Origin of the sequence: Arthrobacter sp. B6, from assembly GCF_001663775.1 — a bacterium.
Classification (GTDB): Bacteria; Actinomycetota; Actinomycetes; order Actinomycetales; family Micrococcaceae; genus Arthrobacter.
Window position 1 is genome coordinate 2,382,694 of record NZ_KV467168.1, and the last position, 26,780, is coordinate 2,409,473.

The window sequence follows — 26,780 nt, forward strand, 5'->3', positions numbered from 1 at the left end:
GCTTGAAGGTCTCGCCGCCCACCAGAAACTCTACCCTAACGTGATGGTAGAGTTGTCGCCCGGACAAGGAACGGAGGTCCCTGATGACGGCCAAAACCCGCGGCAGCACCATGCACATAGGTGAACTGGCAGAACGGACAGGCCTGTCCCTGCGGACCATACGGCACTACGACGACGTCGGCCTGCTGCCCGCCACGGCGCGCACTGATGGCGGCTTCCGGGTTTATTCCGAAGACGACTTCGAACGCCTGATGGTGATCAAGCAGATGAAGCCCCTGGGGTTCTCGCTGGAGGAAATGGCTGGGATCCTCGAGATTCTCTCGCGGCACGGAGTTGCCAACGCAGAAGCGCAGTCCAAGCTGGCCGGCTTCCTGGAAAAGGCCGTCAGCGAACGGGCAAAGATGGCGCGCAACCTGGCGCAGGCTGATGAGCTCATCGAGAGGCTCAGCGGCCAAGGCTGACGGTGAATATTTCGGCGCCGAGCCGCCGTAGCCGGGCTGCCGTAGCCGGGCTGCCCTCGGCGCCCCCAATATCAGCGCCAAGGACAATCCGGCCACTGGCGGCCGCCCCTGTCAGTATTGAGCGTGGTCGAACGAGAACCCGCACGTGCACCGGTAGGTGCGCCGGCCGCCGTCGTTCTTCCTTTCGACCCCTTCATTCCGCAGCGTTGGGTGTCCGGCCACCAGCTGCATGGGCTCACCGCAGTGCATGTGAGTGGCAAGCATCCGCCGCAGCTCCGGGTCTTCCGCGGGCTTTGCGCGTGCCGTTCCCCTTAGCTGTTCCTTGCGCCGCGCACGACGAGCCGCCCGGGACATCTGTGGATGTGTCATAGCGTCGCTCCCCGGCTCAGGCCAGTGAGGCCAGGAGGTCGGCACAGGCCGCCTCGCAGCGGCGACAGGCTTCGGCGCACACCCCGCAGTGGCGGTGCATGGAGGCATGCTGCCCGCATTCATCGGCGCAGGCCTTGCAGGCGATGCGGCACGCTTCCAGCACGGCACGGGTTGTGGCGGTGTCGTGGCCGGCATGCCGGGAGAGGATCTTTCCGGTGGCCGTGCAGACGTCGACGCAGTCAAGGTTGGTACGGATGCATTTGGTGAGCTCGGCAACCATATCCTCACTGAGGCAGGCGTCCGCGCATGCGGTACACGTCTGCGCGCATTCAAAGCACGCCTGGATGCATTCCACGAGCTTGGCCTTATCGATGTTCCCCAAGTCCTTCGGGTACGCGTCCAGCATGGACTGTACATGTGTCATTGGTTTCTCTTTCCAGGTCTATACAGCAGGTCGTGACGGAGTGGAACGGCAAGCCGTCTCTACGTCCTGCTGATGGAAAGCTCAACCACCTTAAGCGCCGGAAGACCCGGTTCCGGAGGCACATTTCCGGCAAGAATCGCGTCACCGGGCAGGCGGTGGGTCAGGGACGGCGGGTCCACCGCCCCTGTCCGAACCGGGACGGGTTCGCCGCGGGGAGCCTTGTTCCGTTCACAGCAGTCCTTCTCCAGCTCCTCAGGCTCAACGGACGGACCGGCCTCGTGGACGACGCGTACGGCCTGCGAAGCGGATGCTGGGGTGTCAGAACGACTGGCTGTGGTTTCCGGCTGCGGCGGCACTCGCTCAAGTCCCTGCCCGGCTGCCGACTGCACCGGGCCGTGACCATGAACGATTGCATACCGGCTGCCGTATGTATAGGAAGCGGCCCCGGCGAGGAGGAGGGCCAGAAGGAGCCACACGAAAACGCCCCGCAGCGAAACCTGGCGACGAAGCATCCCTAGCGAAGACCAACTCAGCGCGGCCATCCCCACTTCCTTGTGGACAACATCTGACCAGCCTATCCCGGGGTACTCCGTCAGTTGGTCACACCTGTATTACTTTTCAGCGTTGACGTGGGAGGCCACGGAGTCTGCCTGGTCCTGCAGGCTTCTTCGTTCGTCCGCTGAATAGTCACAGGCGCCGATGGCGTTGCGCATACGGCCCACGTGATCCAGTATCTCCGTCCGGTACTGGTTCTTTTGGTCACACCAGGAGAGTTCCTGAAGTAGTCCTAGGAGGCGAGCCGCAACGGCCGAATCGGCGGCTCCGTACTGCCTGGGCTGGTTCATCGCCATGTTGAGAAGGTCCTTGAGCCTGGGAAGCGAAACCACCACCCTCACCCGCCCGTCGTCGTCGGTGAGGTGCTCGGGGCCGGGGTTCCTCCCCGCCAGCCGGCACAGGAGAACGGAGAGGTGCCCGATGACGTGCGTTGCCGTGGTGGGATCATTAATGCCCGGTGAGAGTGCACGCGCGGCCACGTCCACCAGTTGGCGGAATCCGAACCCGACGTCGAGGACGTTCGTGCGTTCAAATCCGGTGGCCACGGCGGCGTTCACGTCGTCGGTCAGCTTTTCCCGGACGGTGGAAGCGAGTATTGCTCCCGGCTGCACGGGCCAGGCCGTGGCGAAGGGAACGCCCTCCACCAGTGAACTGCCCGGCTCCCGGTCTATCCGTATCACGGCGCCGGAATTATCCGCGGCCTGCAACAGTGCGTCCTTGTCAAACGACGTCAGGAAGCCTGATGAGGTGGAGTTGATGAGGAAGCTCCCGGACGTCGGGACCGGTTCCGGTCCACGGACAGGCCGGTCCGAATGAAAGACCCGGTCAATGGTCTCCTGGGTTTCGACATTGACCCTGCGCATCATGGTTTCCACACGGATCTCCCGTGTGAGGTGCGCCAGGAAGAGCACCAGCCCGATGACACTGGCTATCGCCAGGACGAATGCGACGGTGACGGAGATTTCAGGTACAAACTGGCTGGTTTCGCCGATTTCGCTGCGAACGCTTCGAAGGACGGTCAACGCGAAAGCGAAGGCGGCCAGGAAAAGGGCCAGTGTGCCGTGGACAAACCGGTCTGAGGTAAAGGTCCGGAGCAGGCGCGGGGAGAACTGGCTGCTGGCCAACTGCAGGGTGACCACCGTGAGAGAGAACGTCAGGGACGTCACGGTGATGAGTGATCCCGAGATCGCCTGCAGGACAGACCTGGCCGCCTCCGGTCCCCCGCTGAAGAGAAAGGCTGTGACGCTTTCCGGCAATTGGCCGTCGACTGAAGCATCCACCGCGGGCAACGCTGTCCCCAGGAACACTGCCAGGGCTACCGCCAACGCCGGAAGTGGCCACAGCTGTGTCCGCAATGCATCCATCCACTGAGCGCTGCGTCCGTTCATCTGGAACGAACCGCTGGCGTCACAGGTGCTTCAGTCATTGTTCCTACTTTCAGGGGAGGACCCGACACCGACAGGCTTTTGCGTAGGCCTGCGCCTCTGTCGGCTCGAAGCTGGCTGGACTGGGATTACTAAGCGTACTGTCAAGTAGGTTCATCTGTCCCTTGGAAGTCGTCCGAAACCTCCAACATCGAAGGAGTGCCATGCTGGTGAACGCCCATATATTGCCCGAGTCAGGACCGGACGCTCATGTGGTTTGATTCCTGGGCGGAGATCCTGCGCGTCCTGGTGATCGGCTCCGTTTCGTATGCATCCTTGGTTGTGGTCCTGCGGGTTTCGGGCAAAAGAACCCTGGGGCAGCTGAACGCGTTCGACTTCATTGTCACCGTGGCGTTCGGATCCACCCTGGCGACAATCCTGCTCAGTTCCGACGTGGCCTTCTTTGAAGGGCTCACGGCGCTGGCGCTGCTGGCGGCGCTGCAGTTCGTCGTCGCCTGGGCGTCAGCCCACGTACCCGGAACCCGGGCTGCTGTGACGGCCAGGCCTGTGGCCTTGGTTGTGTCCGGGGAGCTTCAGCATGCCCAGCTGCGCAGGAACCGTCTCAGCGAGTCCGAGGTGCTGCAGGCGGTGCGTTCAACCGGAGCCGGCGATCTTTCGGACGTGGCTGTAGTGGTGCTTGAAACCAACGGGAGCATCAGCGTGATTCCCCTGAGCAAACTGGGCAACGGCTCCGCACTGAAGGGTGTCCAGGAACTCCCCGGGTCAGGGCATCCATGACAGAACCTGGACACAGTCCCGGCACCACGGCTACTGCCCCGGGAAGCGACAGGCTGCGCACAGCGGAAGTGTTGGCCCGCCGCCTGGATAAGCCCATGGGGATCCTCGGCGTCATTTTCCTCTTTGTGGTGCTCGGCCAACTCATAGCAACAGAGCCTGACATGGTGGCTGTTCTCGCCGTCGTTGGCTGGGTGTTCTGGGCAGTGTTCGTTGCTGAGTTCCTGTTACGCGCCTACATTGCGGGCTTCAGCAAAGATTTCTGGAGGAGAAGCTGGTGGCAGGTCGTCTTCCTCCTCGTACCGTTCCTAAGGTTCTTCCGGGCACTGCAGGCATTCAGGCTCCTCCGCCTTGCCAGGCTGGCCCGCTATGGCTCGATTCTCTCGGCGGGGATTCGCGGCTCCCGCTCGGCCGGAAGGCTTCTGACCAGCAGGATCGGATGGCTCACCGCGGTCACCGCGGTGGTCATCCTGGCATCAAGCCAGCTCCTCTACGCAACAGGCGAGCATGACTCGTATGCCGATTCCCTGTTTGAGTCAGCCATGGCCGCCATCACCGGCAGCGGAATCACCGGTACCAGCATCCTCTCCCGCATCATCCAGGTCCTTCTGGCCACCTACTCGGTGGCCGTCTTCGCAACCCTGGCCGGCACGTTGGGCGCCTACTTCCTTAGACGGAGAGACTAAGCGTGGCCATGTAGCGTCGGGCGGTATTTTCTGCAAGCCGCCGCCTTTCGCCTGCAACTTTGGTTGACACCGCTGATATGTGCAGAGTTTGTGCCTTGTTTACCTGACGTGCGGTTGGGTGTTGTTCCTGGCTGGAAAGGTCATCGGCGTATGCCTTTTTCTCCGTGGAAGGACCACCCAGTGAGTACCGCTTCAAAGTTTCCCAACCTGCCTATGCTCGGCCACGTTCGTGGCAAGCGCAGCGCTGTTACCTGCGCGCTGAAGTGCGACAACGCCTGCGCTGCAGCGGTGTGCAACACCTCTGAGAACAACTACCTCCGGGATATCGTTTCGGCCGAGCTTTCCCGCCGGAGCATGCTTGGTGTGGGCGCTGTAGGCGCCATGACCCTGCTCCTGGGCGGCACCGCCACGAAAGCCACAGCCGGACCGGGGTTGTCCCCTGCCGCCAAGCTCAGCGGGAGCCTGCCGTTCTCCGCGATTGCCCCCGTCCCCTACACGGTCGATGAGTTCACCGTCCCGGAGGGCTACTCATGGGAGCCGCTGATCAAGTGGGGGGATCCGATCTTCAAGAAGGCCCCGGCCTTCGACATCAACAATCAGAGCCCGGAGTCCCAGGCCCTGCAGTTCGGTTACAACTGCGACTACGTGGACATCCTGCCCCTCGATGACAGGAACAAGCGCGCCGTCCTGGTTGCGAACCACGAGTACACCAACGAAAACATCATGGTCCCGCCCGGAACTGACCCGAAGGTCGTCCGCGGAATCGCCATGAACGGGCACGGAATGTCGGTCGTGGAGCTCAAGCGCAGCGGTGAAGGCTCGCCGTGGAGGTACATCCAGAACAGCGACCTGAACCGGCGCATCACCATGGACACGCCGTTCACCTTGACTGGACCCGCTGCAGGGTCGGCGCTGGTCCGCACGGCGGGAGACCCCTCCGGCCGCACCGTACTCGGAACGCTGAACAACTGCGCCGGCGGCACCACTCCCTGGGGCACTGTCCTGTCGGGTGAAGAGAACTTCCAGGGGTACTTCAAGGTCGGCACTCCCACGGCCGAGCAGCGCCGTTACGGCATCACAAGCACCAACCCGGGACGCGGCTGGCACCTGGACGAGCCGCGGTTCGATTCCACCGTCCCCGGTTACGAGAACGAAGCGAACCGGTTCGGTTACATTGTTGAAATCGATCCGGAGGACCCGGCCTCGACCCCGGTCAAGCACACCGCTATGGGCCGCTTCAAGCACGAAGGGGCGAACGTTACGATTGCCCCTGACGGCCGCGTCGTGGCCTACATGGGTGATGACGAGCGGTTCGACTACCTCTACAAGTTCGTCTCCCGTGACCGGTACATCGAGGGAAACCGCGCCCACAACAAGACCCTGCTGGCCAATGGCGACCTGTTCGTGGCCCGCTTCACCGGCAACTCCGAAGCGGAAATCAACGGTACCGGCGCCCTCCCCACGGACGGGGCGTTCGACGGTTCAGGGGAGTGGCTCCTACTGACCCGCAACGGTCAGAGCGTCATCCCGGGAATGAGCATCGAGCAGGTTCTGGTGTTCACCCGTCTCGCTGCTGACCTGGCCGGCGCAACCAAGATGGACCGCCCCGAGGACGTCGAGCCCAGCCCGGTCACCGGCAAGGTTTACGTTGCCTGCACCAACAACTCCGACCGCGGCAAGCCTGGCAGGGCACCGGCGGACGAACTGAACCCGCGCACAGAGAACCGTGACGGGCACATCGTGGAAATCACCGAAACAGGCAACAACCCCACTGCCACGACGTTCGGCTGGAACCTTCTGCTGGTCTGCGGCGACCCGGCCCAGGGCGATGTTACGTACTTCAGCGGCTACCCCGTGGACAGGGTTTCCCCGATCTCCTGCCCGGACAACGTTGCGTTCGACAAGGCCGGAAACCTGTGGATCTCCACCGACGGCGCACCCTCCGGGATCGGTTACAACGACGGTCTGTTCAAGGTCACCCTCGATGGGCAGGACCGGGGCAAGGTCGAGCAGTTCCTGTCGGTTCCGCGGGACGCCGAGACCTGTGGCCCGATCATCAAGGATGACGAAGGCATGGTCTTCGTCGCCGTGCAGCACCCGGGCGAGGACGGCAGCTGGGAGGCTCCCAACTCGCTGTTCCCCTATGACGGAACACGCGCCCCGCGCCCCTCGGTGGTGCAGGTCTATCGCGCCAAGAAGAAGTAATACAGCCAATACGCAACAGGGCTCCCGGGCATGTGCCTGGGAGCCCTTTGTCGTTTCCTGAATGGCCGCTGTTGCCGTGCCTTGCAGTGGCCCCAGCACCGTTCATCTTGTGTTCATTTTTTGGGAGCTGTACGTTCAGTGGAGCTGGTTGCACGATGTGTTGCGCCCACCCAGTCAAACTTGATGCCCCGAAGGAAGCCATGAAGCCCAACCGTTCCACTGTCGCAGCCGCTTTCCTGGCCGCGGCCGGCCTGATGGTAAGTGGCTGCGGAAGCGATGACAACTCTGATTCCTTGCCGAGCCGCCCTGGCCTTGATGCCGAATCAGCGCAGGTCGACTGCGGCGGAAAGAGAGCGCTGAAGTCCAGCGGATCCACAGCCCAGGCCAACGCCATGACGCGGTTTGTCGCTGTGTACGAGGTCATCTGCGACGGTAAAACGCTGGATTACACCTCCAATGGTTCGGGGGCCGGCGTGTCCGAGTTCACCGGAGGCCAAACGGACATCGGCGGCTCTGATTCACCGCTGAACGAAGCGAAAAGCGAGTACGAGGCCGCGAAAGCGCGCTGCGGAAGTGATGCCTGGAACCTGCCCGTCGTGTTCGGTCCACTGGCGGTAACCTACAACGTCCCAGGCGTAGACGAGCTGGCCCTGGACGGGCCGACGCTGGCCAAAATATTCAATGGCACCGTCAGTTCGTGGGACGACCCTGCCATCGCAGCATTGAACCCAGGTCTGAGCCTTCCTGCGGAGAAGATCAACGTTGTCTACCGCAGCGATGAGTCTGGCACCACCGACAACTTCCAGCAGTATCTTGATGCCGCCTCGGACGGAGCCTGGGGCAAGGGCGCCGGCAAGTCTTTCGCCGGCAGTGTGGGCGAGGGTGCTAAAGGCAACGAGGGAACTTCCGCGGCCATCAAAGGCACGGAAGGTTCCATCACCTACAACGAATGGTCCTTTGCGACTGCCCAAAAGCTCAAGATTGCCTCCATCGTGACCTCATCAGGGCCCGAGCCAGTGAAAATTTCCAATGAAACCGTGGCGAAGACCATCGCCGGGGCCACAATCAAGGGCGCCGGCAACGACCTCGTGCTGGACACTTCCTCGTTTTACAGGCCCACCCAGGCCGGCGCCTACCCTATCGTTCTGGCCACCTACCATCTGGTGTGTTCCAAGTATCCGGACCCGGACACTGCAACTGCTGTGAAGGCATTCATGCAATCGACAATCGGGGTGGGCCAGACCGGACTCTCGGGGCACGGATACATACCGCTGCCGGAAGAATTCAAGATCAAGCTCGCTGAGGCCATCGCCTCCATTTCTTGAGTCCGGAACGATGGGTTCCAAATTCGTGTCCGGAAGTGGGCGGAACATAGCCCGAGTCGGTGCTGACGCTACCTACCCATTGGGCAGTGCCCTTGGATTGGCTGCAGTCAGGGGGTCTTCCTCGCGGGCTGCCACTCGCCGGAGACGAGGTAGTTCACTTTGAAGGCCACGGATACGCCGTGGTCCGCGAAGCGTTCAAAGTATCGGCTGGCCAGGGCGACGTCCACCGTCCGGGCGGCCGGTTCATTCCAGTCGTCGGCGGCAAGGGCAGTAAAGACGCCCGCGTGGAGCTCATTGACCCGATTGTTGTGAACCGAGATCTGGTGGGCCAGGTCCAGGTCCCGCTCGGCCAGCAGGTGCGTGACTTTTCCGGCGATGGCCTGGTCCAGGTCGGAGAACTCCCGGAACGTGCCGCTGAGCCGTTCGGGGATCGCCGCGGCCGGGTACCGCAACCGGGTCAGCCGGGCGACGTGACGCGCAAGGTCGCCCATGCGTTCCAGGGACGCGCTCATACGCAGGGACGCCACGATGGTCCGGAGGTCGCTGGCGACGGGACTTTGAAGGGCCAGGATTTCGATGGCGCGTTCGTCCAGGTCGTTCTGGAGGAAGTCGATGCGTGCGTCCTGGGAGATGACTTCCTGGGCCAGCTCCAGATCAACGGTATGCAGCGCAGTGCTTGCCTTTTCGATGGCCTGGCTGACCAGGACGGACATCTCAACGAGCTGTTCACCGAGGTGGTGAAGCTCGGCCTGAAATACCTTGCGCACGGAAACGGACCCTTCCAGCCGGGACGGAGGACACCCAGCTGTGTCTGGCCGTCACTGCCAACTTATGCCACCAGCGGCATGGCCGTAAACCGCAAAGACACATGTCACGAAAGCAAAGCAGCGCAGCCGTTCATCTTCTGTTCATCTTTGATGGTCAGACTGTTAAGGAACGATGTCTAGCTTGAATGATGGCAGCTGCTTGTTGCCCGGCGGTGGATACCGCACGTTCAGCATTCCGGCAGTCCGCATCAACTGCCGGGTACACCGGAGGATCTAAGTGAACTTCAAGCGATCAAGCGCTGCATTCGCAGCACTGGCAGCAGGCACCCTGCTGCTTACGGCCTGTGGCAGCGACAACAACACCGGCACGCAGGCCGGAAGCATGGGATCGGCAGCTGCGTCCGATATCCAGTGCGGCGGCAAGGAAGCGCTGAAAGCCAGCGGCTCCAGCGCCCAGGCCAACGCCATGACCCGCTTCGTCACCGCTTTCGAAGCCGCCTGCGACGGACAGACCCTGAACTACACCTCCAACGGCTCCGGCGCCGGCGTCACCGAATTCATCGGCGGCCAGACCGACATCGGCGGATCCGACTCGCCCCTGAGCGAGAAGAAGGACGAGCCCGCCAAGGCGATGGAACGCTGCGGCAGCGAAGCCTGGAACCTGCCTGTGGTCTTCGGCCCCCTGGCCGTGACCTACAACGTCGAGGGCGTGGACAAGCTCGCCCTGGACGGCAAGACCGTGGCCAGCATCTTCAACGGCACGATCACTACCTGGAACGACCCGGCCATCGCCGCCCTGAACCCGGGCGTGACCCTGCCGGCTGAGCAGATCAACGTGATCTACCGCAGCGACGAGTCCGGCACCACCGACAACTTCCAGCAGTACCTCGACGCCGCCTCTGACGGTGCCTGGGGCAAGGGCGCAGGCAAGACCTTCGCCGGCGGCGTCGGTGAAGGCGCCAAGGGCAACGAAGGCACCTCCGCGGCCGTGAAGAGCACCGAAGGTTCCATCACCTACAACGAATGGTCCTTCGCCAAGAGCCAGAACCTGTCGGTGGCCGAGATCATCACCTCCGCTGACTCCACCCCGGTGGAAATTGGCACCGAAACTGTAGGCAAGACCATCGCCGGCGCCAAGATCAAGGGCAAGGGCAATGACCTGGTCCTGGACACCAGCTCCTTCTACACGCCGACCGAAAAGGGTGCCTACCCGATCGTTCTGGCGACCTACGAAATCGTCTGCTCCAAGTACGAAGACGCTGACACCGCCACCGCGGTGAAGGCCTTCCTGTCCGCCACCATCGACAAGGGCCAGAACGGCCTGACCGACAACGGCTACATCCCCGTCCCGGACGCCTTCAAGGAAAAGCTGAAGACGGCCATCAACGCCATCTCCTAGGACACTACCTATGTCGTCTCCACGACCTGAGGTGACCGAACCTTCGGCCCCGCGCATCGGCGCGGGGCCGAAGGCCGCCGCACCTGACCAGAAACCCGGCAACTCGCCCGCACCCGAACCCGGGCCCGACTCTTCCGCGGCTCCCGTGTTTAAGCACGGCAGTGTTGTCGGTGACCGGATTTTCCGTGGAATCAGTACGGCAGCCGGACTTTCCGTCGTCGCCGTGATCGTTCTGATCGCGGTGTTCCTGCTGGTCCGTGCGATCCCCTCGCTACAGGCCAACACCGTAAACTTCTTCTTCAGCAGCGAGTTCAACACCACGGATGCGGACAACCTCGCCTTCGGCATCCGGGACCTGCTCATCGTCACGGTCCTCAGCTCCGCTTTCGCCCTGCTCCTGGCCGTGCCGGTAGCGGTGGGGATCGCGATCTTCCTTACGCAGTACGCACCCCGGCGCCTCGCTCACTGGTTCGGCAACCTCGTTGACCTCCTCGCCGCGGTGCCCTCCATCGTCTTCGGCCTCTGGGGCATCTTCATCCTGGCCCCGTGGCTGGAACCGCTGGCAAAGGCCCTGAACTCGTCTCTTGGCTGGTTCCCGCTGTTCGCGACCGGCAACGTCTCCCTCAACGGGGGCGGCACGATCTTCACCGCCGGCATTGTCCTGGCCGTTATGATCCTGCCCATCATCACCGCCATCACCCGTGAGGTCTACAAGCAGACCCCCGGCGGCCACATTGAGGCCGCCCAGGCGCTCGGTGCGACCAAATGGGAGGTCGTGAAAATGACCGTCCTGCCCTTCGGCCGAAGCGGTACGATCGCCGCCGCGATGCTCGGACTCGGCCGCGCCCTCGGCGAGACCGTTGCCGTGCTGATCATCCTGCGCGCCTCCGCCCAGGCCGCCAGCTTCACCCTCTTTGACGGCGGCTACACGTTCGCGTCCAAGATCGCGTCGGCGGCCGCTGAATTCAGCGCACCCCTGCCCACAGGCGCGTACATCGCGGCTGGTTTTGTGTTATTCGCCCTCACATTCATCGTCAACGCCCTGGCACGCTCCGTGGTTGGAAAGAAGGTCAACGGATGAGCCGCCTCGCCAACCTCACCGGCCGCAAAGAGCCAGAACTGCGTCCCTTCCCCACCGAAGAAGACCTCAAGGCCAAGCGGGCATTCCGCCCGATCAGCCGGTCCCGGCGGCTGACGGACAAGTTCGTGGCCGGTATCGTCACCCTGGCGTTCCTCGTTGCCCTGGCCCCGCTGCTGTGGGTGCTGTGGACCGTGGTGTCCAAAGGCTTCCCCGCCATCCTGAGCAGCAACTGGTGGCTGCGTTCCCTGCAGGGTGTACTCCCCGAAGAGTTCGCAGGCGGCATTTACCACGCCCTGTACGGCACAATCGTCCAGGCGCTCATGGCCGCGGCCATCTCGGTTCCCCTGGGCCTGCTGATTGCCATCTACCTGGTCGAATACGGCCGGGGACAGCTGGCCCGGCTGGTGACGCAGATGGTGGACATCATGTCCGGCATCCCTTCCATCGTCGCGGCCCTGTTCGTCTTCAGCCTTTGGGTCGGCACATTCGGCCAACCGCAAAGCGCCTTCGCCGTCTCCCTTGCCCTGGTTCTGCTCATGCTGCCCGTGGTGGTCCGCAACACCGAGGAGATGCTCCGGCTGGTCCCGGATGAACTCCGCGAGGCGTCCTACGCCCTCGGCGTGCCGAAGTGGATCACCATCCTGCGGATCGTGCTTCCCTCGGCGATGTCAGGAATCATCAGCGGCATCATCCTCGCGGTGGCACGCGTGATGGGCGAAACAGCACCGGTCCTGGTTCTTGTCGGTTACAGCCGCTCGATCAACTTCAACATCTTCGACGGCAACATGGCCTCCCTGCCGCTGCTGCTTTACACCGAGCTGACCAACCCCGAAGCCGCAGGCCAGCTCAGGGTCTGGGGCGCTGCCCTGACGCTGATCATCCTGATCGCAATTCTGAACATCATCGCCACTGTGGTCTCCCGCCTCGTGGCGCCCAAAAAATCGTAGTCTGCAAGGAAACCTCCCATGGCAAAGCGCCTTGATATCAAAGATCTCAACGTCTACTACGGTGACTTCCACGCCGTGGACTCCGTCACCATGTCCGTGGAACCCCGCAGCGTCACCGCGCTCATCGGCCCCTCCGGCTGCGGCAAGTCCACGGTCCTGCGGACCCTGAACCGCATGCACGAAGTCATTCCCGGTGCCCGCGTCAAAGGCCACGTCCTGCTCGACGGGGCAGACATTTACGCGCCCGACATCAGCCCGGTCTCAGTGCGGCGCACCATCGGCATGGTCTTCCAGCGGCCCAACCCCTTCCCCACCATGTCCATCAGGGACAACGTCGTGGCTGGCCTGCGCCTGCAGGGCGAGAAGAACAAGTCGAAACTGAACGACATCGCCGAACAATCCCTCCGCGGCGCGAACCTCTGGACAGAGGTCAAAGACCGGCTCGACAAGCCCGGCGGCGGCCTTTCCGGCGGCCAGCAGCAGCGCCTGTGCATCGCCCGTTCCATAGCCGTGGAACCGGACGTGCTGCTGATGGATGAGCCTTGCTCGGCTCTGGACCCCATCTCCACTCTGGCGATCGAAGACCTGATCACGGAGCTGAAGGAGAAGTACACCATTGTGATCGTGACCCACAACATGCAGCAGGCTGCCCGCGTCAGTGACCAGACCGCGTTCTTCAACCTGGCGGGAGTTGGTAAGCCCGGGCGGATGGTGGAAATCGACCACACCGAGAAGATCTTCAGCAACCCCACCCAGAAGGCGACCGAGGACTACATCTCGGGACGATTCGGATAAGAGACGACCGACGAAGCGGTGAATGGACAATGACTACAGTGTCAGAAAAGACCAGCCAAGGACGGCTGGATGACGGGGGAAATTCTGTGCTGGTGGCAGGGCCGATCACCATTGACCTGGAGCGGCACGAAGCCCGCCTGGACGGCAACGAAGTGCACTTCAGCCACCGCGAACTGCTGCTGCTGGCGTTCCTGATCCAGAAGGGCGGGAAAGTCGTCAGTTCAGACGAAATCAGCCAGGAAGTCTGGGGCAAGGCCACCAACACGAATACCATCCAGGTCCACATCAAGCGCATCCGGCAAAAGCTCGGTGATGACTCCCAGCACGGGGACATCATCCGTACGGTCCGCGGCGTCGGATACAGGCTCAGCCCTCCGCTCTGCCCCTGAACCTGGGCCGGGACCCGCACCGGCCTGCCGGGGCGTGGACGGTGCACACACCGGTGTCTCGAAAGGACGGAGAAGGATGCCAGCGGGGAACCATATGGACTCTTGGGACGGACCATCTTCCGGGCGTGGTCAGGCCGGACCACTGGTGCTTGGGGTGCCGTGGCCTGTGCCGCCAGTCCTCGTCAGGTCAGCGGCCGGACTCGCGGCAGCGCTTGAAGTACATCTGCTCTGTGCCTTCGTGGACCCGGCAAGTTACCTGACCGAATGGGAGCCCGCATCGGCTCTTCCGGCAGCCTCACTGGACCCTGCGGCAAACGAGGAAGCCACCTACCCTGCCGCCGAGGTTCGTGAGCGCCTGGAGGAAATCTTGGGCAACGGCCAATTGGACTGGACGCTGAGGGTACTCAACGGCGATGCAGCTCGGCGCTGACAAGGTTGGCTGACAGCACGGGAGCGAGCATGTTCATCGTGGGCAGCGGCCGCGAAGGCCTGGTCCCCCGTATGAGTCGGTTCTTGGAGGGCTCGGTTTCCGCCCGGTTGCTCCGGCTGCAGAGCAGGCCAGTGGTTGTCGTGCCCGACCACAGGGCACGCCCACCCAAACCCGCCGGCGGGCACCACCGCCCCGCCGCCTGAAAGGCACTCAGCGCCACATCCGGTTCCGGGCCTTGGCGGAAGAACCAAGCACCTAGAGGCTCGTGATGGCTGCAGCTGCCCGTTCGAGCGCCCCGGGAACCAGCGAGTAGTAGGCCCAGGTACCGCGCTTTTCACGGTGCAGCAACCCGGCGTCGACCAGGATTTTGAGGTGATGGGAGACCGTGGGCTGCCCCAGGTCCAGAGGCTCGGTCAGGTCGCACACGCAGGACTCTCCGGTGTCGCAGGCCTTGACGATAGACAGCAAACGAAGCCGGTTCGGATCTGCCAGGGCCTTCAGCAGGGCCGCACGCTTCTGCGCCTCGACAGCTTCCATGGCTGTCTGCCCCGCAGGAGTGCAGCACTCCTCTGCTACGGGCTGTTCGTGAAGATGCGCGACGGTCATACGTCCATTATGCACATAGATTGACAATCATCGATATAGATCGCGATACTTCTTATATCGACGCACATCAATCATCCAGGAGTACTGTGACCACGCAGACCACCATCCCGCCTGAGGCCGCTGTCATGGCCAGGCTCTCCACCCTCGACAGGTTCCTGCCGGTCTGGATTGTGGCCGCCATGCTCCTGGGCCTCGCGCTGGGAAGCCTGATCCCTGGTCTGGATACTGCGCTGGAGGCGGTCAAGATCGGCGAGGTCTCCCTGCCTATTGCCATCGGCCTGCTGGTGATGATGTACCCGGTTTTGGCGAAGGTCCGTTACGACCAGGCACACCGGGTGATCGCGGACAAGAAGCTCATGATCTCCTCGCTGGTCATTAACTGGGTCCTGGCACCGGCGTTCATGTTCGTCCTGGCCTGGATCTTCCTGGCTGATCTGCCCGAATACCGCACCGGCCTGATCATCGTAGGCCTGGCCCGCTGCATTGCCATGGTGATGATCTGGAACGACCTCGCCTGCGGGGACCGCGAATCCGCCGCCGTACTGGTGGCCATCAACTCTGTTTTCCAGGTCATCGCCTTCGGCGCCCTGGGCTGGTTTTACCTTCAGCTGCTGCCCTCCTGGCTTGGCCTGCCCACCACCAACGCCGAGTTCTCCTTCTGGGCCATTACCGCCTCTGTTCTGATCTTCCTCGGCATCCCGCTGCTGGCCGGCTTCCTCACCCGCACCCTTGGCGAAAAGGCCCACGGCCGCGACTGGTACGAGGGCACGTTCCTTCCCAGGCTCGGCCCCTGGGCCCTCTACGGGCTGCTGTTCACCATCACGCTGCTGTTTGCCCTGCAGGGCGGCACCATCACTTCCAAGCCGCTCGACGTCGCCCGGATCGCCCTGCCCCTGCTGGTCTATTTCGTCGTGGTCTTTGCCGCGGGCATGCTGGTCGGCAAGTGGCTGGACCTCGGGTACGCCAAAACCGCCACCCTGGCCTTCACCGCCGCGGGTAACAACTTCGAGCTCGCCATCGCTGTGGCGGTCGGCACATTCGGAGTCACGTCCGGGCAGGCACTCGCCGGCGTCGTCGGGCCTCTGATTGAAGTCCCGGCCCTTGTGGCACTTGTCTATGCGGCGCTCTGGGCCCGCAGGCGCTTCTTCAGCCCCGTTCCCGCGTCCCTCTAAACCGCCTACGCATCCACTTGGAGAACATCATGAGCACCGAAACTGCCAAAAAGCCGTCCGTCCTGTTCGTCTGCGTCCACAACGCCGGCCGCTCCCAGATGGCCGCGGCGTTCCTCACCACCCTAGGCAAGGGCAGGATTGAGGTCCGCTCCGCCGGCTCCCAGCCCGCCGACAAGATCAACCCGGCCGCCGTCGAAGCCATGGCTGAGGTCGGCATCGACATGTCCGCAGAAGTTCCCAAGGTCCTCACCACCGAGGCCGTGAAGGAATCCGACGTGGTGATCACCATGGGCTGCGGCGACGAATGCCCCTACTTCCCCGGAAAGCGTTACGAGGACTGGGTCCTGGAGGATCCGGCAGGAAAGGGCGTGGCGTCCGTGCGTCCCATCCGCGACCAGATCAAGGACCGCATCGAGGACCTGATCGAATCCCTCATCCCGGCCGCCAAGTAACCCCGTTCCCAGCACCAGGAGACTTTCCGTGAGCACTGATCCCAACACTGCCGGCACCGAACAGCTGATCATCATCGGCTCCGGCCCTGCCGGCTACACGGCCGCCATCTACGCCGCCCGCGCCGGCCTGAAGCCCCTGGTCCTCGCCGGCTCCGTCACGGCCGGCGGTGCACTGATGAACACCACCGAAGTGGAGAACTTCCCCGGCTTCCCGACGGGCGTGCAGGGACCGGAACTTATGGACGGGCTGCAGGAGCAGGCGGAGAAGTTCGGCGCCAAGGTAGTGTTCGACGACGCCACGGAGGTCACGCTGACCGGTCACCTCAAGAAAGTGGTCACCGGCGCCGGTGAGGTCCATGAGGCCCCGGCAGTCATCCTCGCCACCGGCTCCGCCTACAAGGAACTCGGTCTGCCTGAAGAGAAGACGTTTTCGGGCCACGGCGTGTCCTGGTGCGCCACCTGCGACGGGTTCTTCTTCCGCGACCAGGACATCGTCGTCGTCGGCGGCGGTGATTCGGCCATGGAGGAAGCAATGTTCCTGACCCGCTTCGGGAAGTCCGTCACCGTCGTCGTCCGCAAGGGCGAACTGCGCGCCTCCCGCATCATGGCCCAGCGCGCCAAGGACAACCCCAAGATCAGCTTCGCCTGGAACTCCGCCGTCACCAAGATCCACGGCGACGGCAAAGTCACCGGAGTCACGCTGACCGACACCCGCAGCGGCGAAACCCGGGAGCAGGCCGCCACAGGGATCTTTGTCGCCATCGGCCATGTGCCGCGCACCGAACTCGTCACCGGCCAGGTGGAGTTGGACGCTGAGGGGTACATCAAGGTCGACTCGCCCACCACGGTCACCAACCTGACCGGTGTCTTCGCGTGTGGGGACGCGGTGGACCACCGCTACCGCCAGGCCATCACCGCCGCGGGCACCGGCTGCGCCGCTGCCCTGGATGCTGAGCGCTACCTCGCGGCGCTGGACGACGCCGACAGCATTGCCACCGCACTGGTGGAAGAACCCACCCACGCCTGAGCTGTAAACCGGAAGGGGGTGAGTTCCATGCCTAACGGATGCTGCGGCGATGACTGCTGCGACGAGGACCAGGACTGCTGCTAATCCTCCCCCTCCCCCAACTAGGTAGCAGCAGGTGTGTCGTTATGGGCCCTCAAAACGACATCTACTGCTACCTAGTTGGGCACCGAGCCCGCCAGATCCTACCGACGAACAGAGGACAGCATGGATTCAAAGACGGACCTTCCCGTCGCCGTAATCGGCGCCGGCCCGGTGGGCCTGGCCGCCGCGGCGCACCTGCTGGAGCGCGGCCTCGAGCCGCTGGTCTTTGAGGCGGGCCCGACGGCGGGAGCGGCCATTGAGCAATGGCGGCACATCCGCCTGTTCTCCCCTTGGCGGTTCAACCTTGACGCCGCAGCTGTCCGACTGCTTGTGGCCTCCGGCTGGGAATCACCGCGCCCCACAGCACTGCCATACGGAGGTGAAATCATCGACAATTACCTGGCCCCGCTGGCAGCGCTGCCGGCGATCTCCTCCCGTCTGCAGACGGGCAGCAAGGTCATCGCCGTGACCCGTTCCGGCATGGACAAGACCCACACCCGCAACCGGGAGACCACACCGTTCGTCGTCCGAGTGGAACATGGGAACGGTGAAACCCGCGACCACATCGTGGCAGCGGTCATCGACGCCTCCGGCACCTGGTCAACGCGCAACCCGCTCGGCACCGCCGGCCTGCCCGCCATCGGGGAGGAAGCCGCCTCCGGGCGGATCTCCTCTCCGCTCCCGGACGTCAGTGGCCGTGAACGCTCAGCCTTCGCCGGCCGCCGCGTGCTGGTGGTCGGCGCGGGACACTCCGCAGCCAATACGCTGATCAACCTCGCCGACCTTGCCAAGGAAGAACCGGAAACCCGGATCCTTTGGGCCGTCCGGGGAGCTTCGGCCGAGAAGGTTTACGGCGGCGGGGACGCAGACGGCCTGCCAGCTCGCGGCCAGCTCGGCTCCCGGCTCCGGCGCCTCGTGGAGGCGGGAACCATCGGACTGCACACCGGATTCGGCATCGCCTCGCTCAAATCACTGGACTCCGGTGTAAGCGTTGAAGCAGTGGACGGCCGCACCCTGGAGGCGGACGTCGTGGTGCCGTGCACAGGATTCCGCCCGGACCTGGACATCCTTCGGGAACTGCGCCTGAACCTGGACCCGGCAGTGGAAGCACCGTTGCAGCTGGGTCCGCTGATCGACCCCGAATTCCACTCCTGCGGCACCGTCCCGCCACACGGCGCGGCCCTGCTGGCGCATCCGGACCAGGACTTCTACATCGTTGGGATGAAGTCCTACGGCCGGGCACCCACGTTCCTGCTGGCGACGGGCTACGAACAGGTCCGGTCCGTCGCAGCCGCCCTTGCCGGCGACCGGGAGGCGGCTGACACCGTACAGCTCGAACTCCCGGAAACGGGCGTCTGCTCCTCCGACGCCGGTACCAGCTGCGAGGTGCCCGCCGCGGCCGCCGCACCCGCTGACTCCGCTTGCTGCTCGGAACCGGTCCCGGTCGGTTTCCCCACCGGTCTCTCCCACGGCCGCTCCGGCCTGTCCTGATCCCACACCCAACGCCGGTGACCGACGACGTCCTGTACGCCGTCGACGTCGTGATCGTCCTGGGCAAGGAAGCCAAACTCGAACCGCGGGAAGGCAAAGGTTCGAAACCTGGGAGACGACCGGCCGACGCCAGGCCCCGGTAGGATTCGCCCATGGATTCCCCGGTTACGGTCCGCCCCGCCCGCGTCGAAGACGCCGCCGCCATGGCGCGGATGCACGTCCGCTCGTGGCAGGAGACATACCGCGGCCTGATGCCCGACCGCGTGCTCGATGATCCGGGGCTCGTGGATGCCCGCGAACGGTTCTGGACCGCCGCCCTGGTCGACGAGCGCTACCGCGCGAACCGCGTCGCGGTGGCTGAATGCGACGGCGCGGTGGTCGGGGTCGCGATGGCTGGCCCGCCGGCGAATGCGAATCCCGGATGGAGCCATCTCTACGTGCTGTACGTCCTTGCCGCCCATCACGGGTCCGGTGCCGGGGCGGCCCTCCTGAACGCTGTCGTCGGCACGCACGAGTCAGTAGCCCTGTGGGTCGCCGATCCCAATCCACGGGCGCAGGCGTTCTACCGGAAGCAGGGATTCGTCCCCGACGGCACCATGCAGGTGGACGACGGTGTGCGCGAAATCCGCTTGGTGCGGATCTCCCAAGATCGCACCGGCTGACTCAGGCGCAGAAGCCCTCGAGCGACCTGGTGGGGACTATGGACCTCCAAGTAGGAACCCAATAGGTTCGGCCGACACGCCCCCGCCCCATGTTTTAGGCAATGGCTGCAGCTGGCCCAAAGAATGAATCATTTGGCTTTTGGGTTGAGATTGCCCGAAAGGGCGAGGGTGGCCTGAACGCCGTGGATATGGTGGCAGGCATGGAATCAGTTCTGAAATATGCACGGCGTTGGGGCGCCCCCGTGGTGGCCGTCATGTTCTTCTCCCTGTGGTGCTGGGCTGAGGCAGGCCGGATGGGCCCCAACGGGGGCTACGGCATAAGCAACACCGGTTTGGACAGCTGGACCGGCACGTGGCCTCTGGTGCTCATGGCACTGGCCATTGCGACTGCCACTTGGCACCCCGTAACGTCGTTGGCGCTGACAGCGGCACTGCTCGCCGGTCAGCTGACTCACTCCATCCCGGCGATGTATCCCAATTACTGGGCCATCTACTTGGGCTCATTCATCGCCCTTGCCTTCATCATGTGGACCGCTCCGGCGCGCATGCGATACGTCGCAGCAGGCGCCAATGTGATTGCCGCAGCCATCATGGCCTTCCTGATGCTGTCCTGGAGATACGGTGCCGGCGTTGGTTGGTTCGGCCCTCTGTACGGCGGCGATCGGGGGATCCTCCGAACCCACGGATGGCAGCTGTTCGCCCTCCTCCTGCTGATCGCCGGGGCCTGCGCAGCGGCCGGGCTCCTGCTCGCCCTCTACCAGGAACGCGGCAACCTCTTCCGTTCCCGGGAGCTGGCCCAGAGCAGCCTGCAGGAAACGGAAATTGACCTGGTCGTGGAACAGGAACGGACACGCATCGCCCGCGATCTTCACGATGTCCTGGCCCACTCCCTTGCAGTCATTGCCGCCCAGGCCGACGGGACCCGCTATCTGAGCAAAGACCAGCCCAAAGCGGTGCTCAACGCCCTGGACACCATCGCCCGGTCGGCCCGAACAGCACTCGTAGACGCGCAGCGTGTCATCGAGGGGGTCCACGACGACGGGATGGTCACGCCTCAGCCCCAGCTGGGCGACATCGAGCCGTTAATTGAAGGCATGCAGCGAGGCAATCTGACGATCCAAAGCAGTGAGTCCGGAAGGCCCGTGGGGCTCTCCGCAGGCCAGGAGGTGGCCATATTCCGGATCGTCCAGGAATGCCTGACGAATGCACTTAAACACGGCGGCCGCGGCACGGACGTGCGGCTCCACTTTGACTGGGCCGGGCCCGGCCTCACCCTGCACGTAGCCTCGGCGATATCCGCGGCCGAGCAGGGACGCGTCATCGATCCAGCGTCGCCCCCGCTGGGCCGCGGGCTACCCGGCATGCGCGAACGCGCGCATCTGGCCGGAGGCTGGCTGACAGCCGGACCGGACGGAGAACACTTCCGCGTGACGGTCTTCATCCCGTATGGAAACCGGGAGGCCGGATCCGGGATCGATGCCCAGCACACTGCAGGCACGGCGTCGGTCACTGACGTCTCAGGTGCGGAACCCAAGCCTGTGCTCGCCGGAACAGGGCTCGCACGGCAGATTGCGGCCGAACCGCAAGGGGCCGACCGTGGCTGATGCCGGGTCACCCATCACTGTGGCATTGGTGGATGACCAGCCTCTGTTCCGTGCGGGGATCCGCATGCTCGTCGAGAGCCAGGATGACATGGAACTCTTGGGTGAAGCCGCGGATGGGGAGGAGGCAAAAAGGCTGGCGATCGAATGGCGTCCCGACGTTATGCTGATGGATCTGCGCATGCCGGTGATGGACGGCGTCGAAGCCACCCGGCAGATCGTGCAGCACGCCACGGATGCCCGCACCGACAAACCCAAAATCATCGCGTTGACCACCTTCAACCGGGACCAGGCGGTGGTACAGGCAGTGCTGGCTGGGGCCAGCGGGTACCTGCTGAAGAGCGCCGAACCGGAGTTCCTGCTGGCAGCCATCCGCACCGTTCACTCTGGCTACTCTGTGATCGCTCCAGGCTCCATACACTCCCTCTTCGAGCACGCCGCCCGCAACGCGCCTGCCATCGGCCCGGACCTGTCGGTCCTCGATCTGCTCTCCGTGCGTGAGCGGGACGTTTTCCTGCTTGCCGCGAAAGGGCTCAGCAACGGCGAAATGGCGCAGAGCCTGTTCGTTTCGGAGGCGACGGTTAAGACTCACCTGCGCAGCGTGCTGGACAAGCTGGAACTCCGCACCCGGCTCCAGTTGGTCGCATTCGCCCACGAACGGCGCCTCCTGGGTACCTGACAAAAACCAGCCACACGTGGGCTGGGTCAACCTCTCCCCTCTGAAGATGTTGCCTTGGTGATCATGCGACGTCCGGAAAGCCCGGTCCAAGCGTCGGGCTCAGCAGCGACGGCTCGCCGGGAGCAAGTGCCCCTCCGAAGGGTGGGTTGGGCAGCCTGAGGAGGCGGCAGAAAGTGACTGGGTATCAGTCTCCAAGTGTGCGGAGCTTGGCGGCGCTGAATTCCTCGTCAGAGAGTGCGCCCTTCGCATGGAGCTCTGCAAGGAGGGCCAGTTCTGCTGCTACAGACCTTGCGCCCGGCATCTTGCCAAGCATCATGCGTTGCCCGCCCGCGCGGCCTTCGGTCGACGCTGGTTCCGGCGTCCGCCCCCGTGAGGAGCTCTTGACTGCAATCGCGATGAGCAGGGTTATCGCTAGGACGCCCAACGCAATTCCCAAGGGGGCCCGGAACGGCTCCGTTGCATTTGCCACCACTGAAACAACCACTCCAGCTGCAATTGCCCACGACCCGGCTTTCCGGAGCCACCGCCGGCTAATGCTGAACGCGAATATGTACCCGCCGGACTCGGTCGAGACCGCATGTTGGTTCATCTGCCGAGGATAGCCCTGCAAACACTCATTGAACATCCCAAGGCCGTGACCATTTGGCTGCTGATCCTGCATCCAACGCAACTTGGTGAACAAGCTCCATTGTCGGCCGCGGGCTGTACACTCGATGTATCGAACATATATTCGAATAAGGGTGTGTTGTGGGCGTTGTTCTCGGTCCCCGCGTGATAGATGCGGGCCTCTCCCTGCGGCTGGTGCTGATATCGCCGGTGGCGGTAGCCGCCGGCTACCCGTCGCCGGCGCAGGACTACTTCGACGGCCGGATTGACCTGAACGCACACCTCATCAAGGACATCACCAGCACGTTCGTCGTCCGGGTGACCGGCGACTCGATGGAGCGGGCCGGAATCAGCGACGGCGATGAACTCATCGTCAACCGGGCTCTGGAACCCAAGGACGGTTCGGTGGTCGTCGCCGTCCTGGACGGGGAACTGACCGTCAAGCGGCTGCGGCTGACCTCCGCTGGCGTGGTGCTGCAGGCTGAGAACCCCCGGTACCCGGACATCCCCGTTCCGAGCCTCAGCGAGCTGACCATCTGGGGCGTGGCTACGCGCTGCCTGCACCATGTCTAGGGCCCAGGAACCATGAGCCCCGCAGAGACCGAAGATGTCTAAACCCGCGCCGATGAGGCAGATGCAGGAAATCGCCCTCGTGGATGTGAACTGCTTCTATGCGAGCGCGGAGCGCGCCTTCGACCCCTCCCTCGAGGGCAAACCGCTGGTGGTGCTGTCCAATAACGACGGCTGCGCCGTGACCCGGTCCCCCGAAGCCAAGGCGCTCGGCATCGGGGTTGGGGAGCCGTGGTTCAAGATCGCGCCGCGGGCGAAAGAATGGGGACTGATTGCCAGGTCCAGCAACTACGAGCTGTACGGAGATATCAGCGCCCGCGTGATGGAACTGCTGGGCCGGTACTCCGCCTGGCTGGAGGTCTACAGCATCGACGAGGCTTTCCTCGGCGTCAAAGGCTCCCCGGCCGCGCTGCTCCAGCTGGGCCGGGAGATCAAAGCGGCGGCGGCCCGGAACGTGGGAGTACCCGTCTGCGTTGGGATTGCCCGGACCAAAACGCTCGCCAAACTGGCCAACAAATGGGCCAAGCACAACCCCGCGTTCGACGGCGTCTGCCGCTGGGATTCGGTACCGGCCGGCCGCCGGGAGGCACTCATGGCGGGCCTTTCCGTCGTCGAACTCTGGGGCGTGGCTGCGCGCCTCACCAAACGGCTGAACGCGATCGGCATCCATTCCGTCCTTGACCTCAGCCGGGCGGACCCCGTGCGCATCCGAGACAAATTCTCTGTGGTGCTGATGCGGACTGTCCTGGAACTGCAGGGCACCCCCTGCATTCCCATGGAGGAGGAGCGCGTAGGCCGGGACCAGCTGATCTTCTCGCGCTCGTTCTCCACCCCCATCACCACCGCCGCCGAGCTTCGCCAGGTGCTGAGCGTCTACGGCCAGCAGGCCAGCGCCCGGCTGGCCAAACACGATCTCCAGGCCAAGGTCCTCACGGCCTTCGCGGGCACCTCGCATTACAACCCGCAGGACACCTCCTACCCTTCCGTGTGTGTCCCGCTCCCCATGCCCACGGCAGACCCGGTGATCCTGACCAAGGCTGCCCATGCCCTGCTGCCCGCCATCCAAGAAGGTGTGAAGTACGCCCGCGCCGGGATCATGGTGACGGACCTGCGGCCCACCGGAAACCAAAAACCCCTGGAACTCTTCGAAAACCCGCACGAGGAACGCAACATAAGACCCCTCCTGGAAGACATCGCCCGCCGCTACGGCCGCGGCTCCATCGGGCTGGGCCACGCCGGCATCCGCGGCGGACCCGACTGGAGCATGAAACGAGGAATGCGCTCCCCGCGCTACACCACCCACTGGGATGAACTCCCCCTGGTCAAAGCAGCCTGACAACCCGGTATCACGGGGAGTATTCTGGACCGCAGTGATTCTTCATATGTCTCTGTGACCCAGAGTTTCCGCAGCTTCCCACAACTCCGGCGGCCGTCCCGTCCAGGAGTGCTGATTCCGCGCGCCCGCAGGGGGAACTCCTCAGGAGTTTCCCCTCTCCCCGCACACACCGGAACCAACCTTGGGAGAACCCATGAACATCACTTCACAATGCTCACTCGCCGACCCCGCCCTGGAACGGGCCAGCCTTCGCCCCGACTGCAGTAGCTGCTTCGCCCTGTGCTGCACGGCCTTCGGCTTCGCCCGGTCCGCTGATTTCGCCATCGACAAGCCGGCCGCCACCCCCTGCCCTAACCTGGACCAGGACTTTTCCTGCACCATCCATGACCGGCTGCGGCCCCGGGGATTCCGCGGCTGCACGGTTTTTGATTGCTTTGGTGCCGGCCAGGCGGTGTCGCAGCAGCTGTTCGCAGGTATCAGCTGGCGCGACGCCCCGGACTCGCGGCCGGACATGTTCGCCGCGTTCAAGGTGGTGCGGCAGCTGCACGAGATGCTCTGGCACCTGGCGGAGGCACAGGAAAAAACGTTCGACGCTGACACCGCCCGGGAGGCAAAGCACCTGCGGTTGGTCATCGAGGACCTTGCCAGCGGTCCCCTTCCCGGGCTGCTCGCCTGCGATCTCGAGGGCCTCCACACAGCAGTCAGGACGAATCTCGTAGGCGTCAGCGAGGAACTGCGCGCAGGCTACTTTGCCGCGGGAACCGACCACCTGGACACCGCCCTCCAACCCGGCGCCGACCTGGCCGGGACGAACCTGAGCGCCCGAAAGCTGTGCGGAGCAGACCTGCGCGGGGCCTGCCTGATCGCGGCCGACCTGCGCGGCAGCGACCTTTCGGGAGCGGACCTGCTGGGCGCAGACCTGCGCGACGCGAGGCTCGACGGCGCCGACCTCGCCGCTGCACTGTTCCTCACCCAACCGCAGCTCAACTCAGCCCGGGGCAGCAGCGCCACGCTCGTGCCGCCGGCACTGACCGTGCCACCGCACTGGCGGGAGGAGTAAGCGGGGAGCGGGCGGCAACGCGCGAACGTAGACTTGGGGCCCACAGGGGCGCCAACTGTACGTTCGCGCCTACTGGCCGGGGAACCGGTACAGCTGTGCACCGTGCGATGGGAGCTTCACCTCGAGTGCGGGACGGCCTTCCTGAAATCCGATGGCGGCCTCATCGCCACTCCAAGCCTCCCGTACCCGGCCCGCGAATCCTGCGGGCACGCCCAGGTCGGCCACCGGGATTGTCCGGACCAGGTCCGCCGTCCCGGTGTTGAACACCGCGGCGAAGCGGTCCTCCGACGTCGTACTCTCCGCCGCCCAGAGCACCAGGCCGCCGTCGCGCATCAGTTCACGGTTGTTGCGGCTCGCCTTAAGGACGTCCAGGAGGTCGGTGTTGGTCAGCAGTGCCAGCGTTTCGGGCGGCGACGACGGCAGGTCGCAGCCGAGCATCAGCGGCGAACGCGAGACGCACCACAGTGTCAGCATGGTCCGCTGCTCATCCAGAGTCAGGCGGCTCAGCCGCTCGTCCCCGCGTTCGGCCCGGAGCGCAATCCGCCCCACGGGCAGCATGTCCGCATCCGCCCACGCGCCCTCCTGCTGGTGCGGTGCCCAACGGGCCATCCGGGCGAACTGGGCTTCGACGTCGTCCCAGACGTCCCACAGGTCGTCGGAGACCCGCCACATCTGCGCGTTGCCGCGGAGGTGTTCCAGGTGGGCGAGGGACAGCGCGCGGCCCGGCGACAGGCTGAGCACCATGTCCCGGGCGCCGCGCGAAATTGCCCGCTGGTAAGCGGCAATCTCCGCGGCGAAGTAGGGCCCCAGCATGTCGTCGGCCTTTACGAAGTCAACGCCCCAGGCCGCAAAGAGCCGCAGCTGCGAGTCATAGTAGGCCTGCGCGCCGGGGTGCTGGTGGTTGAGGCCAAAATTGTCGGTGTTCCACTCGCAGGTCGAGGACGTGTCGGCGATCTGGTCCGCCGTGGCGTCGGTGCCCTCAACGGGCAGCCTGTCCCGGACGGCCTGGCGGGGAATGCCGCGCATGATGTGCAGTCCAAACTTCAGGCCCATCCCGTGGATGCGCTCCGCAAGCGGACCAAATCCCCGTCCTCCCCCCGCGGACGGGAACTGGTTGACGGCGGGCAACTGCCGGCCGAATCCGTCCAGCTCCAGCGCGGCACCGTCGTTGTAGCCGCCGGCACGGGCCGCAGGTTCGTACCACTGGATGTCCACCACCACGGTGTCCCAGCCGTAAGGCAGGAGACGCTCGGCCATGAAGGCGGCGTTCGCCAAGACCTCCTCTTCCGTCACGGTGGTGCCGTAGCAGTCCCAGCTGTTCCAGCCCATCGGCGGTGTCTGTGCAAGTGTCATCGGGTGAATCTACAACGATATAAACTGAAGCACCAGCACCCCGGCGTCTCATCGGAAGCTGGTGACTTTACGAAATCCTTGACAACTTTCGT

Annotated in this window: 31 protein-coding genes; 23 read left to right on the forward strand and 8 right to left on the reverse strand. The window is 64.2% G+C overall.

Annotation, left to right across the window (positions count from 1 at the left end; translation table 11 throughout):
- The first annotated feature begins 83 nt into the window (after positions 1–83).
- Positions 84–461 carry a MerR family transcriptional regulator gene (locus AU175_RS10485; RefSeq protein ID WP_066288343.1) on the forward strand — a complete coding sequence of 126 codons (378 nt, stop codon included), beginning with the start codon at positions 84–86 and terminating at the stop codon, positions 459–461.
- Positions 462–572: 111 nt separating this feature from the next.
- On the opposite strand, the gene AU175_RS21735 is transcribed toward AU175_RS10485, so the two are convergent.
- The 4 genes from AU175_RS21735 to AU175_RS10500 all read right to left on the reverse strand — a co-directional run bounded on the left by AU175_RS21735 (position 573) and on the right by AU175_RS10500 (position 3,197).
- Positions 573–830 (reverse strand): hypothetical protein, encoded by a 258-nt coding sequence (locus AU175_RS21735; RefSeq protein ID WP_156642275.1) that lies wholly within the window; start codon positions 828–830, stop codon positions 573–575.
- Positions 831–846: 16 nt separating this feature from the next.
- Positions 847–1,254: a four-helix bundle copper-binding protein gene (locus tag AU175_RS10490; RefSeq protein ID WP_066288345.1), complete on the reverse strand. Its 408-nt coding sequence runs from the start codon at positions 1,252–1,254 to the stop codon at positions 847–849.
- A 59-nt stretch (positions 1,255–1,313) separates the two neighbouring features.
- Complete coding sequence (locus AU175_RS10495) at positions 1,314–1,796, reverse strand: hypothetical protein (protein ID WP_066288349.1); 483 nt, start codon at positions 1,794–1,796, stop codon at positions 1,314–1,316.
- Positions 1,797–1,865: 69 nt separating this feature from the next.
- Positions 1,866–3,197, reverse strand: coding sequence for a DUF2254 domain-containing protein (locus tag AU175_RS10500; protein WP_066288350.1), 1,332 nt, complete (start codon positions 3,195–3,197; stop codon positions 1,866–1,868).
- A gap of 246 nt (positions 3,198–3,443) precedes the next feature.
- On the opposite strand from AU175_RS10500, the gene AU175_RS10505 reads away from it, so the two are divergent.
- The 4 genes from AU175_RS10505 (at position 3,444) to pstS (AU175_RS10520) (ending at position 8,184) form a co-directional block, all read left to right on the forward strand.
- The gene (locus AU175_RS10505; protein WP_066288353.1) at positions 3,444–3,971 is read left to right on the forward strand and encodes a DUF421 domain-containing protein; all 528 of its coding nucleotides are present in this window, start codon (positions 3,444–3,446) and stop codon (positions 3,969–3,971) included.
- Positions 3,968–4,654, forward strand: coding sequence for a hypothetical protein (locus AU175_RS10510; protein ID WP_066288358.1), 687 nt, complete (start codon positions 3,968–3,970; stop codon positions 4,652–4,654). Before AU175_RS10505 ends, AU175_RS10510 begins: the two co-directional genes overlap by 4 nt.
- 213 nt (positions 4,655–4,867) lie before the next feature.
- Entirely contained in the window at positions 4,868–6,859 is a 1,992-nt protein-coding gene (locus AU175_RS10515; RefSeq protein WP_231938613.1) for a PhoX family protein, read from the forward strand.
- Positions 6,860–7,059: 200 nt separating this feature from the next.
- Positions 7,060–8,184, forward strand: coding sequence for a phosphate ABC transporter substrate-binding protein PstS (gene pstS, locus AU175_RS10520; RefSeq protein WP_066288365.1), 1,125 nt, complete (start codon positions 7,060–7,062; stop codon positions 8,182–8,184).
- A 107-nt stretch (positions 8,185–8,291) separates the two neighbouring features.
- Here pstS (AU175_RS10520) and phoU read toward each other — a convergent pair whose 3' ends face one another.
- Positions 8,292–8,951: a phosphate signaling complex protein PhoU gene (gene phoU, locus AU175_RS10525; protein ID WP_066288367.1), complete on the reverse strand. Its 660-nt coding sequence runs from the start codon at positions 8,949–8,951 to the stop codon at positions 8,292–8,294.
- Between the two features lie 277 nt (positions 8,952–9,228).
- On the opposite strand from phoU, the gene pstS (AU175_RS10530) reads away from it, so the two are divergent.
- The 7 genes from pstS (AU175_RS10530) to AU175_RS22785 all read left to right on the forward strand — a co-directional run bounded on the left by pstS (AU175_RS10530) (position 9,229) and on the right by AU175_RS22785 (position 14,195).
- Positions 9,229–10,350, forward strand: coding sequence for a phosphate ABC transporter substrate-binding protein PstS (gene pstS / locus AU175_RS10530; RefSeq protein ID WP_066288369.1), 1,122 nt, complete (start codon positions 9,229–9,231; stop codon positions 10,348–10,350).
- A 10-nt stretch (positions 10,351–10,360) separates the two neighbouring features.
- On the forward strand, positions 10,361–11,431 hold the full coding sequence (gene pstC, locus AU175_RS10535) for a phosphate ABC transporter permease subunit PstC (protein WP_082979107.1): 1,071 nt from the start codon (positions 10,361–10,363) through the stop codon (positions 11,429–11,431).
- Complete coding sequence (gene pstA, locus AU175_RS10540) at positions 11,428–12,378, forward strand: phosphate ABC transporter permease PstA (protein ID WP_066288370.1); 951 nt, start codon at positions 11,428–11,430, stop codon at positions 12,376–12,378. The genes pstC and pstA overlap by 4 nt, the downstream gene beginning before the upstream one ends.
- 18 nt (positions 12,379–12,396) lie before the next feature.
- Positions 12,397–13,173: a phosphate ABC transporter ATP-binding protein PstB gene (gene pstB, locus AU175_RS10545; RefSeq protein ID WP_066288372.1), complete on the forward strand. Its 777-nt coding sequence runs from the start codon at positions 12,397–12,399 to the stop codon at positions 13,171–13,173.
- 29 nt (positions 13,174–13,202) lie between these two features.
- Positions 13,203–13,562, forward strand: coding sequence for a winged helix-turn-helix domain-containing protein (locus tag AU175_RS10550; protein WP_066288376.1), 360 nt, complete (start codon positions 13,203–13,205; stop codon positions 13,560–13,562).
- A gap of 154 nt (positions 13,563–13,716) precedes the next feature.
- Positions 13,717–13,992 (forward strand): hypothetical protein, encoded by a 276-nt coding sequence (locus AU175_RS21365; RefSeq protein ID WP_156642277.1) that lies wholly within the window; start codon positions 13,717–13,719, stop codon positions 13,990–13,992.
- 29 nt (positions 13,993–14,021) lie between these two features.
- On the forward strand, positions 14,022–14,195 hold the full coding sequence (locus AU175_RS22785; protein WP_156642280.1) for a hypothetical protein: 174 nt from the start codon (positions 14,022–14,024) through the stop codon (positions 14,193–14,195).
- Positions 14,196–14,247: 52 nt separating this feature from the next.
- Here the strand turns inward: AU175_RS22785 and AU175_RS10560 are convergent, their stop codons facing one another.
- Positions 14,248–14,598, reverse strand: a complete 351-nt coding sequence (locus AU175_RS10560; RefSeq protein WP_066288380.1) for an ArsR/SmtB family transcription factor — start codon at positions 14,596–14,598, stop codon at positions 14,248–14,250.
- A gap of 125 nt (positions 14,599–14,723) precedes the next feature.
- Between AU175_RS10560 and arsB the strand changes: the two genes are divergently transcribed.
- From arsB to AU175_RS10595, 8 genes are all read left to right on the forward strand, one after another.
- Positions 14,724–15,770 (forward strand): ACR3 family arsenite efflux transporter, encoded by a 1,047-nt coding sequence (gene arsB / locus AU175_RS10565; protein WP_066290938.1) that lies wholly within the window; start codon positions 14,724–14,726, stop codon positions 15,768–15,770.
- Positions 15,771–15,799: 29 nt separating this feature from the next.
- Entirely contained in the window at positions 15,800–16,222 is a 423-nt protein-coding gene (locus AU175_RS10570; RefSeq protein ID WP_066288384.1) for an arsenate reductase ArsC, read from the forward strand.
- A gap of 28 nt (positions 16,223–16,250) precedes the next feature.
- A complete protein-coding gene (gene trxB, locus AU175_RS10575; RefSeq protein ID WP_066288386.1) occupies positions 16,251–17,249 on the forward strand; it encodes a thioredoxin-disulfide reductase in 999 nt (332 codons plus the stop codon).
- 204 nt (positions 17,250–17,453) lie between these two features.
- A complete protein-coding gene (locus AU175_RS10580; RefSeq protein ID WP_066288389.1) occupies positions 17,454–18,821 on the forward strand; it encodes an FAD-dependent oxidoreductase in 1,368 nt (455 codons plus the stop codon).
- A gap of 17 nt (positions 18,822–18,838) precedes the next feature.
- On the forward strand, positions 18,839–18,964 hold the full coding sequence (locus AU175_RS22370) for a hypothetical protein (RefSeq protein ID WP_331711943.1): 126 nt from the start codon (positions 18,839–18,841) through the stop codon (positions 18,962–18,964).
- A 9-nt stretch (positions 18,965–18,973) separates the two neighbouring features.
- On the forward strand, positions 18,974–19,483 hold the full coding sequence (locus AU175_RS10585) for a GNAT family N-acetyltransferase (RefSeq protein WP_066288391.1): 510 nt from the start codon (positions 18,974–18,976) through the stop codon (positions 19,481–19,483).
- A gap of 200 nt (positions 19,484–19,683) precedes the next feature.
- Positions 19,684–21,087, forward strand: a complete 1,404-nt coding sequence (locus AU175_RS10590; RefSeq protein WP_082979221.1) for a sensor histidine kinase — start codon at positions 19,684–19,686, stop codon at positions 21,085–21,087.
- The gene (locus tag AU175_RS10595; protein ID WP_066288394.1) at positions 21,080–21,763 is read left to right on the forward strand and encodes a response regulator; all 684 of its coding nucleotides are present in this window, start codon (positions 21,080–21,082) and stop codon (positions 21,761–21,763) included. The genes AU175_RS10590 and AU175_RS10595 overlap by 8 nt, the downstream gene beginning before the upstream one ends.
- Positions 21,764–21,947: 184 nt before the next feature.
- On the opposite strand, the gene AU175_RS10600 is transcribed toward AU175_RS10595, so the two are convergent.
- Entirely contained in the window at positions 21,948–22,352 is a 405-nt protein-coding gene (locus tag AU175_RS10600) for an SHOCT domain-containing protein (RefSeq protein WP_156642282.1), read from the reverse strand.
- Positions 22,353–22,510: 158 nt separating this feature from the next.
- On the opposite strand from AU175_RS10600, the gene AU175_RS10605 reads away from it, so the two are divergent.
- The 3 genes from AU175_RS10605 (at position 22,511) to AU175_RS10615 (ending at position 25,335) form a co-directional block, all read left to right on the forward strand.
- Positions 22,511–22,942 carry a LexA family protein gene (locus AU175_RS10605; RefSeq protein WP_066288399.1) on the forward strand — a complete coding sequence of 144 codons (432 nt, stop codon included), beginning with the start codon at positions 22,511–22,513 and terminating at the stop codon, positions 22,940–22,942.
- Positions 22,943–22,976: 34 nt separating this feature from the next.
- Positions 22,977–24,275 carry a Y-family DNA polymerase gene (locus AU175_RS10610; protein WP_197497078.1) on the forward strand — a complete coding sequence of 433 codons (1,299 nt, stop codon included), beginning with the start codon at positions 22,977–22,979 and terminating at the stop codon, positions 24,273–24,275.
- Between the two features lie 193 nt (positions 24,276–24,468).
- Positions 24,469–25,335 carry a pentapeptide repeat-containing protein gene (locus tag AU175_RS10615; RefSeq protein ID WP_066288401.1) on the forward strand — a complete coding sequence of 289 codons (867 nt, stop codon included), beginning with the start codon at positions 24,469–24,471 and terminating at the stop codon, positions 25,333–25,335.
- A gap of 69 nt (positions 25,336–25,404) precedes the next feature.
- Here the strand turns inward: AU175_RS10615 and AU175_RS10620 are convergent, their stop codons facing one another.
- Positions 25,405–26,688 carry a glycoside hydrolase family 27 protein gene (locus tag AU175_RS10620; protein WP_082979110.1) on the reverse strand — a complete coding sequence of 428 codons (1,284 nt, stop codon included), beginning with the start codon at positions 26,686–26,688 and terminating at the stop codon, positions 25,405–25,407.
- Positions 26,689–26,780 lie beyond the last annotated feature (92 nt).

Bases quoted from the DNA above. Each gene is read 5' to 3' on its own strand.
- AU175_RS10485 (WP_066288343.1), top strand. From the start codon at position 84: ATGACGGCCAAAACCCGCGGCAGCACCATGCACATAGGTGAACTGGCA.
- AU175_RS21735 (WP_156642275.1), bottom strand. From the start codon at position 830: ATGACACATCCACAGATGTCCCGGGCGGCTCGTCGTGCGCGGCGCAAG.
- AU175_RS10490 (WP_066288345.1), bottom strand. From the start codon at position 1,254: ATGACACATGTACAGTCCATGCTGGACGCGTACCCGAAGGACTTGGGG.
- AU175_RS10495 (WP_066288349.1), bottom strand. From the start codon at position 1,796: ATGGCCGCGCTGAGTTGGTCTTCGCTAGGGATGCTTCGTCGCCAGGTT.
- AU175_RS10500 (WP_066288350.1), bottom strand. From the start codon at position 3,197: ATGAACGGACGCAGCGCTCAGTGGATGGATGCATTGCGGACACAGCTG.
- AU175_RS10505 (WP_066288353.1), top strand. From the start codon at position 3,444: ATGTGGTTTGATTCCTGGGCGGAGATCCTGCGCGTCCTGGTGATCGGC.
- AU175_RS10510 (WP_066288358.1), top strand. From the start codon at position 3,968: ATGACAGAACCTGGACACAGTCCCGGCACCACGGCTACTGCCCCGGGA.
- AU175_RS10515 (WP_231938613.1), top strand. From the start codon at position 4,868: ATGCTCGGCCACGTTCGTGGCAAGCGCAGCGCTGTTACCTGCGCGCTG.
- pstS (WP_066288365.1), top strand. From the start codon at position 7,060: ATGAAGCCCAACCGTTCCACTGTCGCAGCCGCTTTCCTGGCCGCGGCC.
- pstC (WP_082979107.1), top strand. From the start codon at position 10,361: ATGTCGTCTCCACGACCTGAGGTGACCGAACCTTCGGCCCCGCGCATC.
- pstA (WP_066288370.1), top strand. From the start codon at position 11,428: ATGAGCCGCCTCGCCAACCTCACCGGCCGCAAAGAGCCAGAACTGCGT.
- pstB (WP_066288372.1), top strand. From the start codon at position 12,397: ATGGCAAAGCGCCTTGATATCAAAGATCTCAACGTCTACTACGGTGAC.
- AU175_RS10550 (WP_066288376.1), top strand. From the start codon at position 13,203: ATGACTACAGTGTCAGAAAAGACCAGCCAAGGACGGCTGGATGACGGG.
- AU175_RS22785 (WP_156642280.1), top strand. From the start codon at position 14,022: ATGTTCATCGTGGGCAGCGGCCGCGAAGGCCTGGTCCCCCGTATGAGT.
- AU175_RS10560 (WP_066288380.1), bottom strand. From the start codon at position 14,598: ATGACCGTCGCGCATCTTCACGAACAGCCCGTAGCAGAGGAGTGCTGC.
- arsB (WP_066290938.1), top strand. From the start codon at position 14,724: ATGGCCAGGCTCTCCACCCTCGACAGGTTCCTGCCGGTCTGGATTGTG.
- AU175_RS10570 (WP_066288384.1), top strand. From the start codon at position 15,800: ATGAGCACCGAAACTGCCAAAAAGCCGTCCGTCCTGTTCGTCTGCGTC.
- AU175_RS10580 (WP_066288389.1), top strand. From the start codon at position 17,454: ATGGATTCAAAGACGGACCTTCCCGTCGCCGTAATCGGCGCCGGCCCG.
- AU175_RS10585 (WP_066288391.1), top strand. From the start codon at position 18,974: ATGGATTCCCCGGTTACGGTCCGCCCCGCCCGCGTCGAAGACGCCGCC.
- AU175_RS10590 (WP_082979221.1), top strand. From the start codon at position 19,684: ATGGAATCAGTTCTGAAATATGCACGGCGTTGGGGCGCCCCCGTGGTG.
- AU175_RS10600 (WP_156642282.1), bottom strand. From the start codon at position 22,352: ATGAACCAACATGCGGTCTCGACCGAGTCCGGCGGGTACATATTCGCG.
- AU175_RS10610 (WP_197497078.1), top strand. From the start codon at position 22,977: ATGTCTAAACCCGCGCCGATGAGGCAGATGCAGGAAATCGCCCTCGTG.
- AU175_RS10615 (WP_066288401.1), top strand. From the start codon at position 24,469: ATGAACATCACTTCACAATGCTCACTCGCCGACCCCGCCCTGGAACGG.
- AU175_RS10620 (WP_082979110.1), bottom strand. From the start codon at position 26,688: ATGACACTTGCACAGACACCGCCGATGGGCTGGAACAGCTGGGACTGC.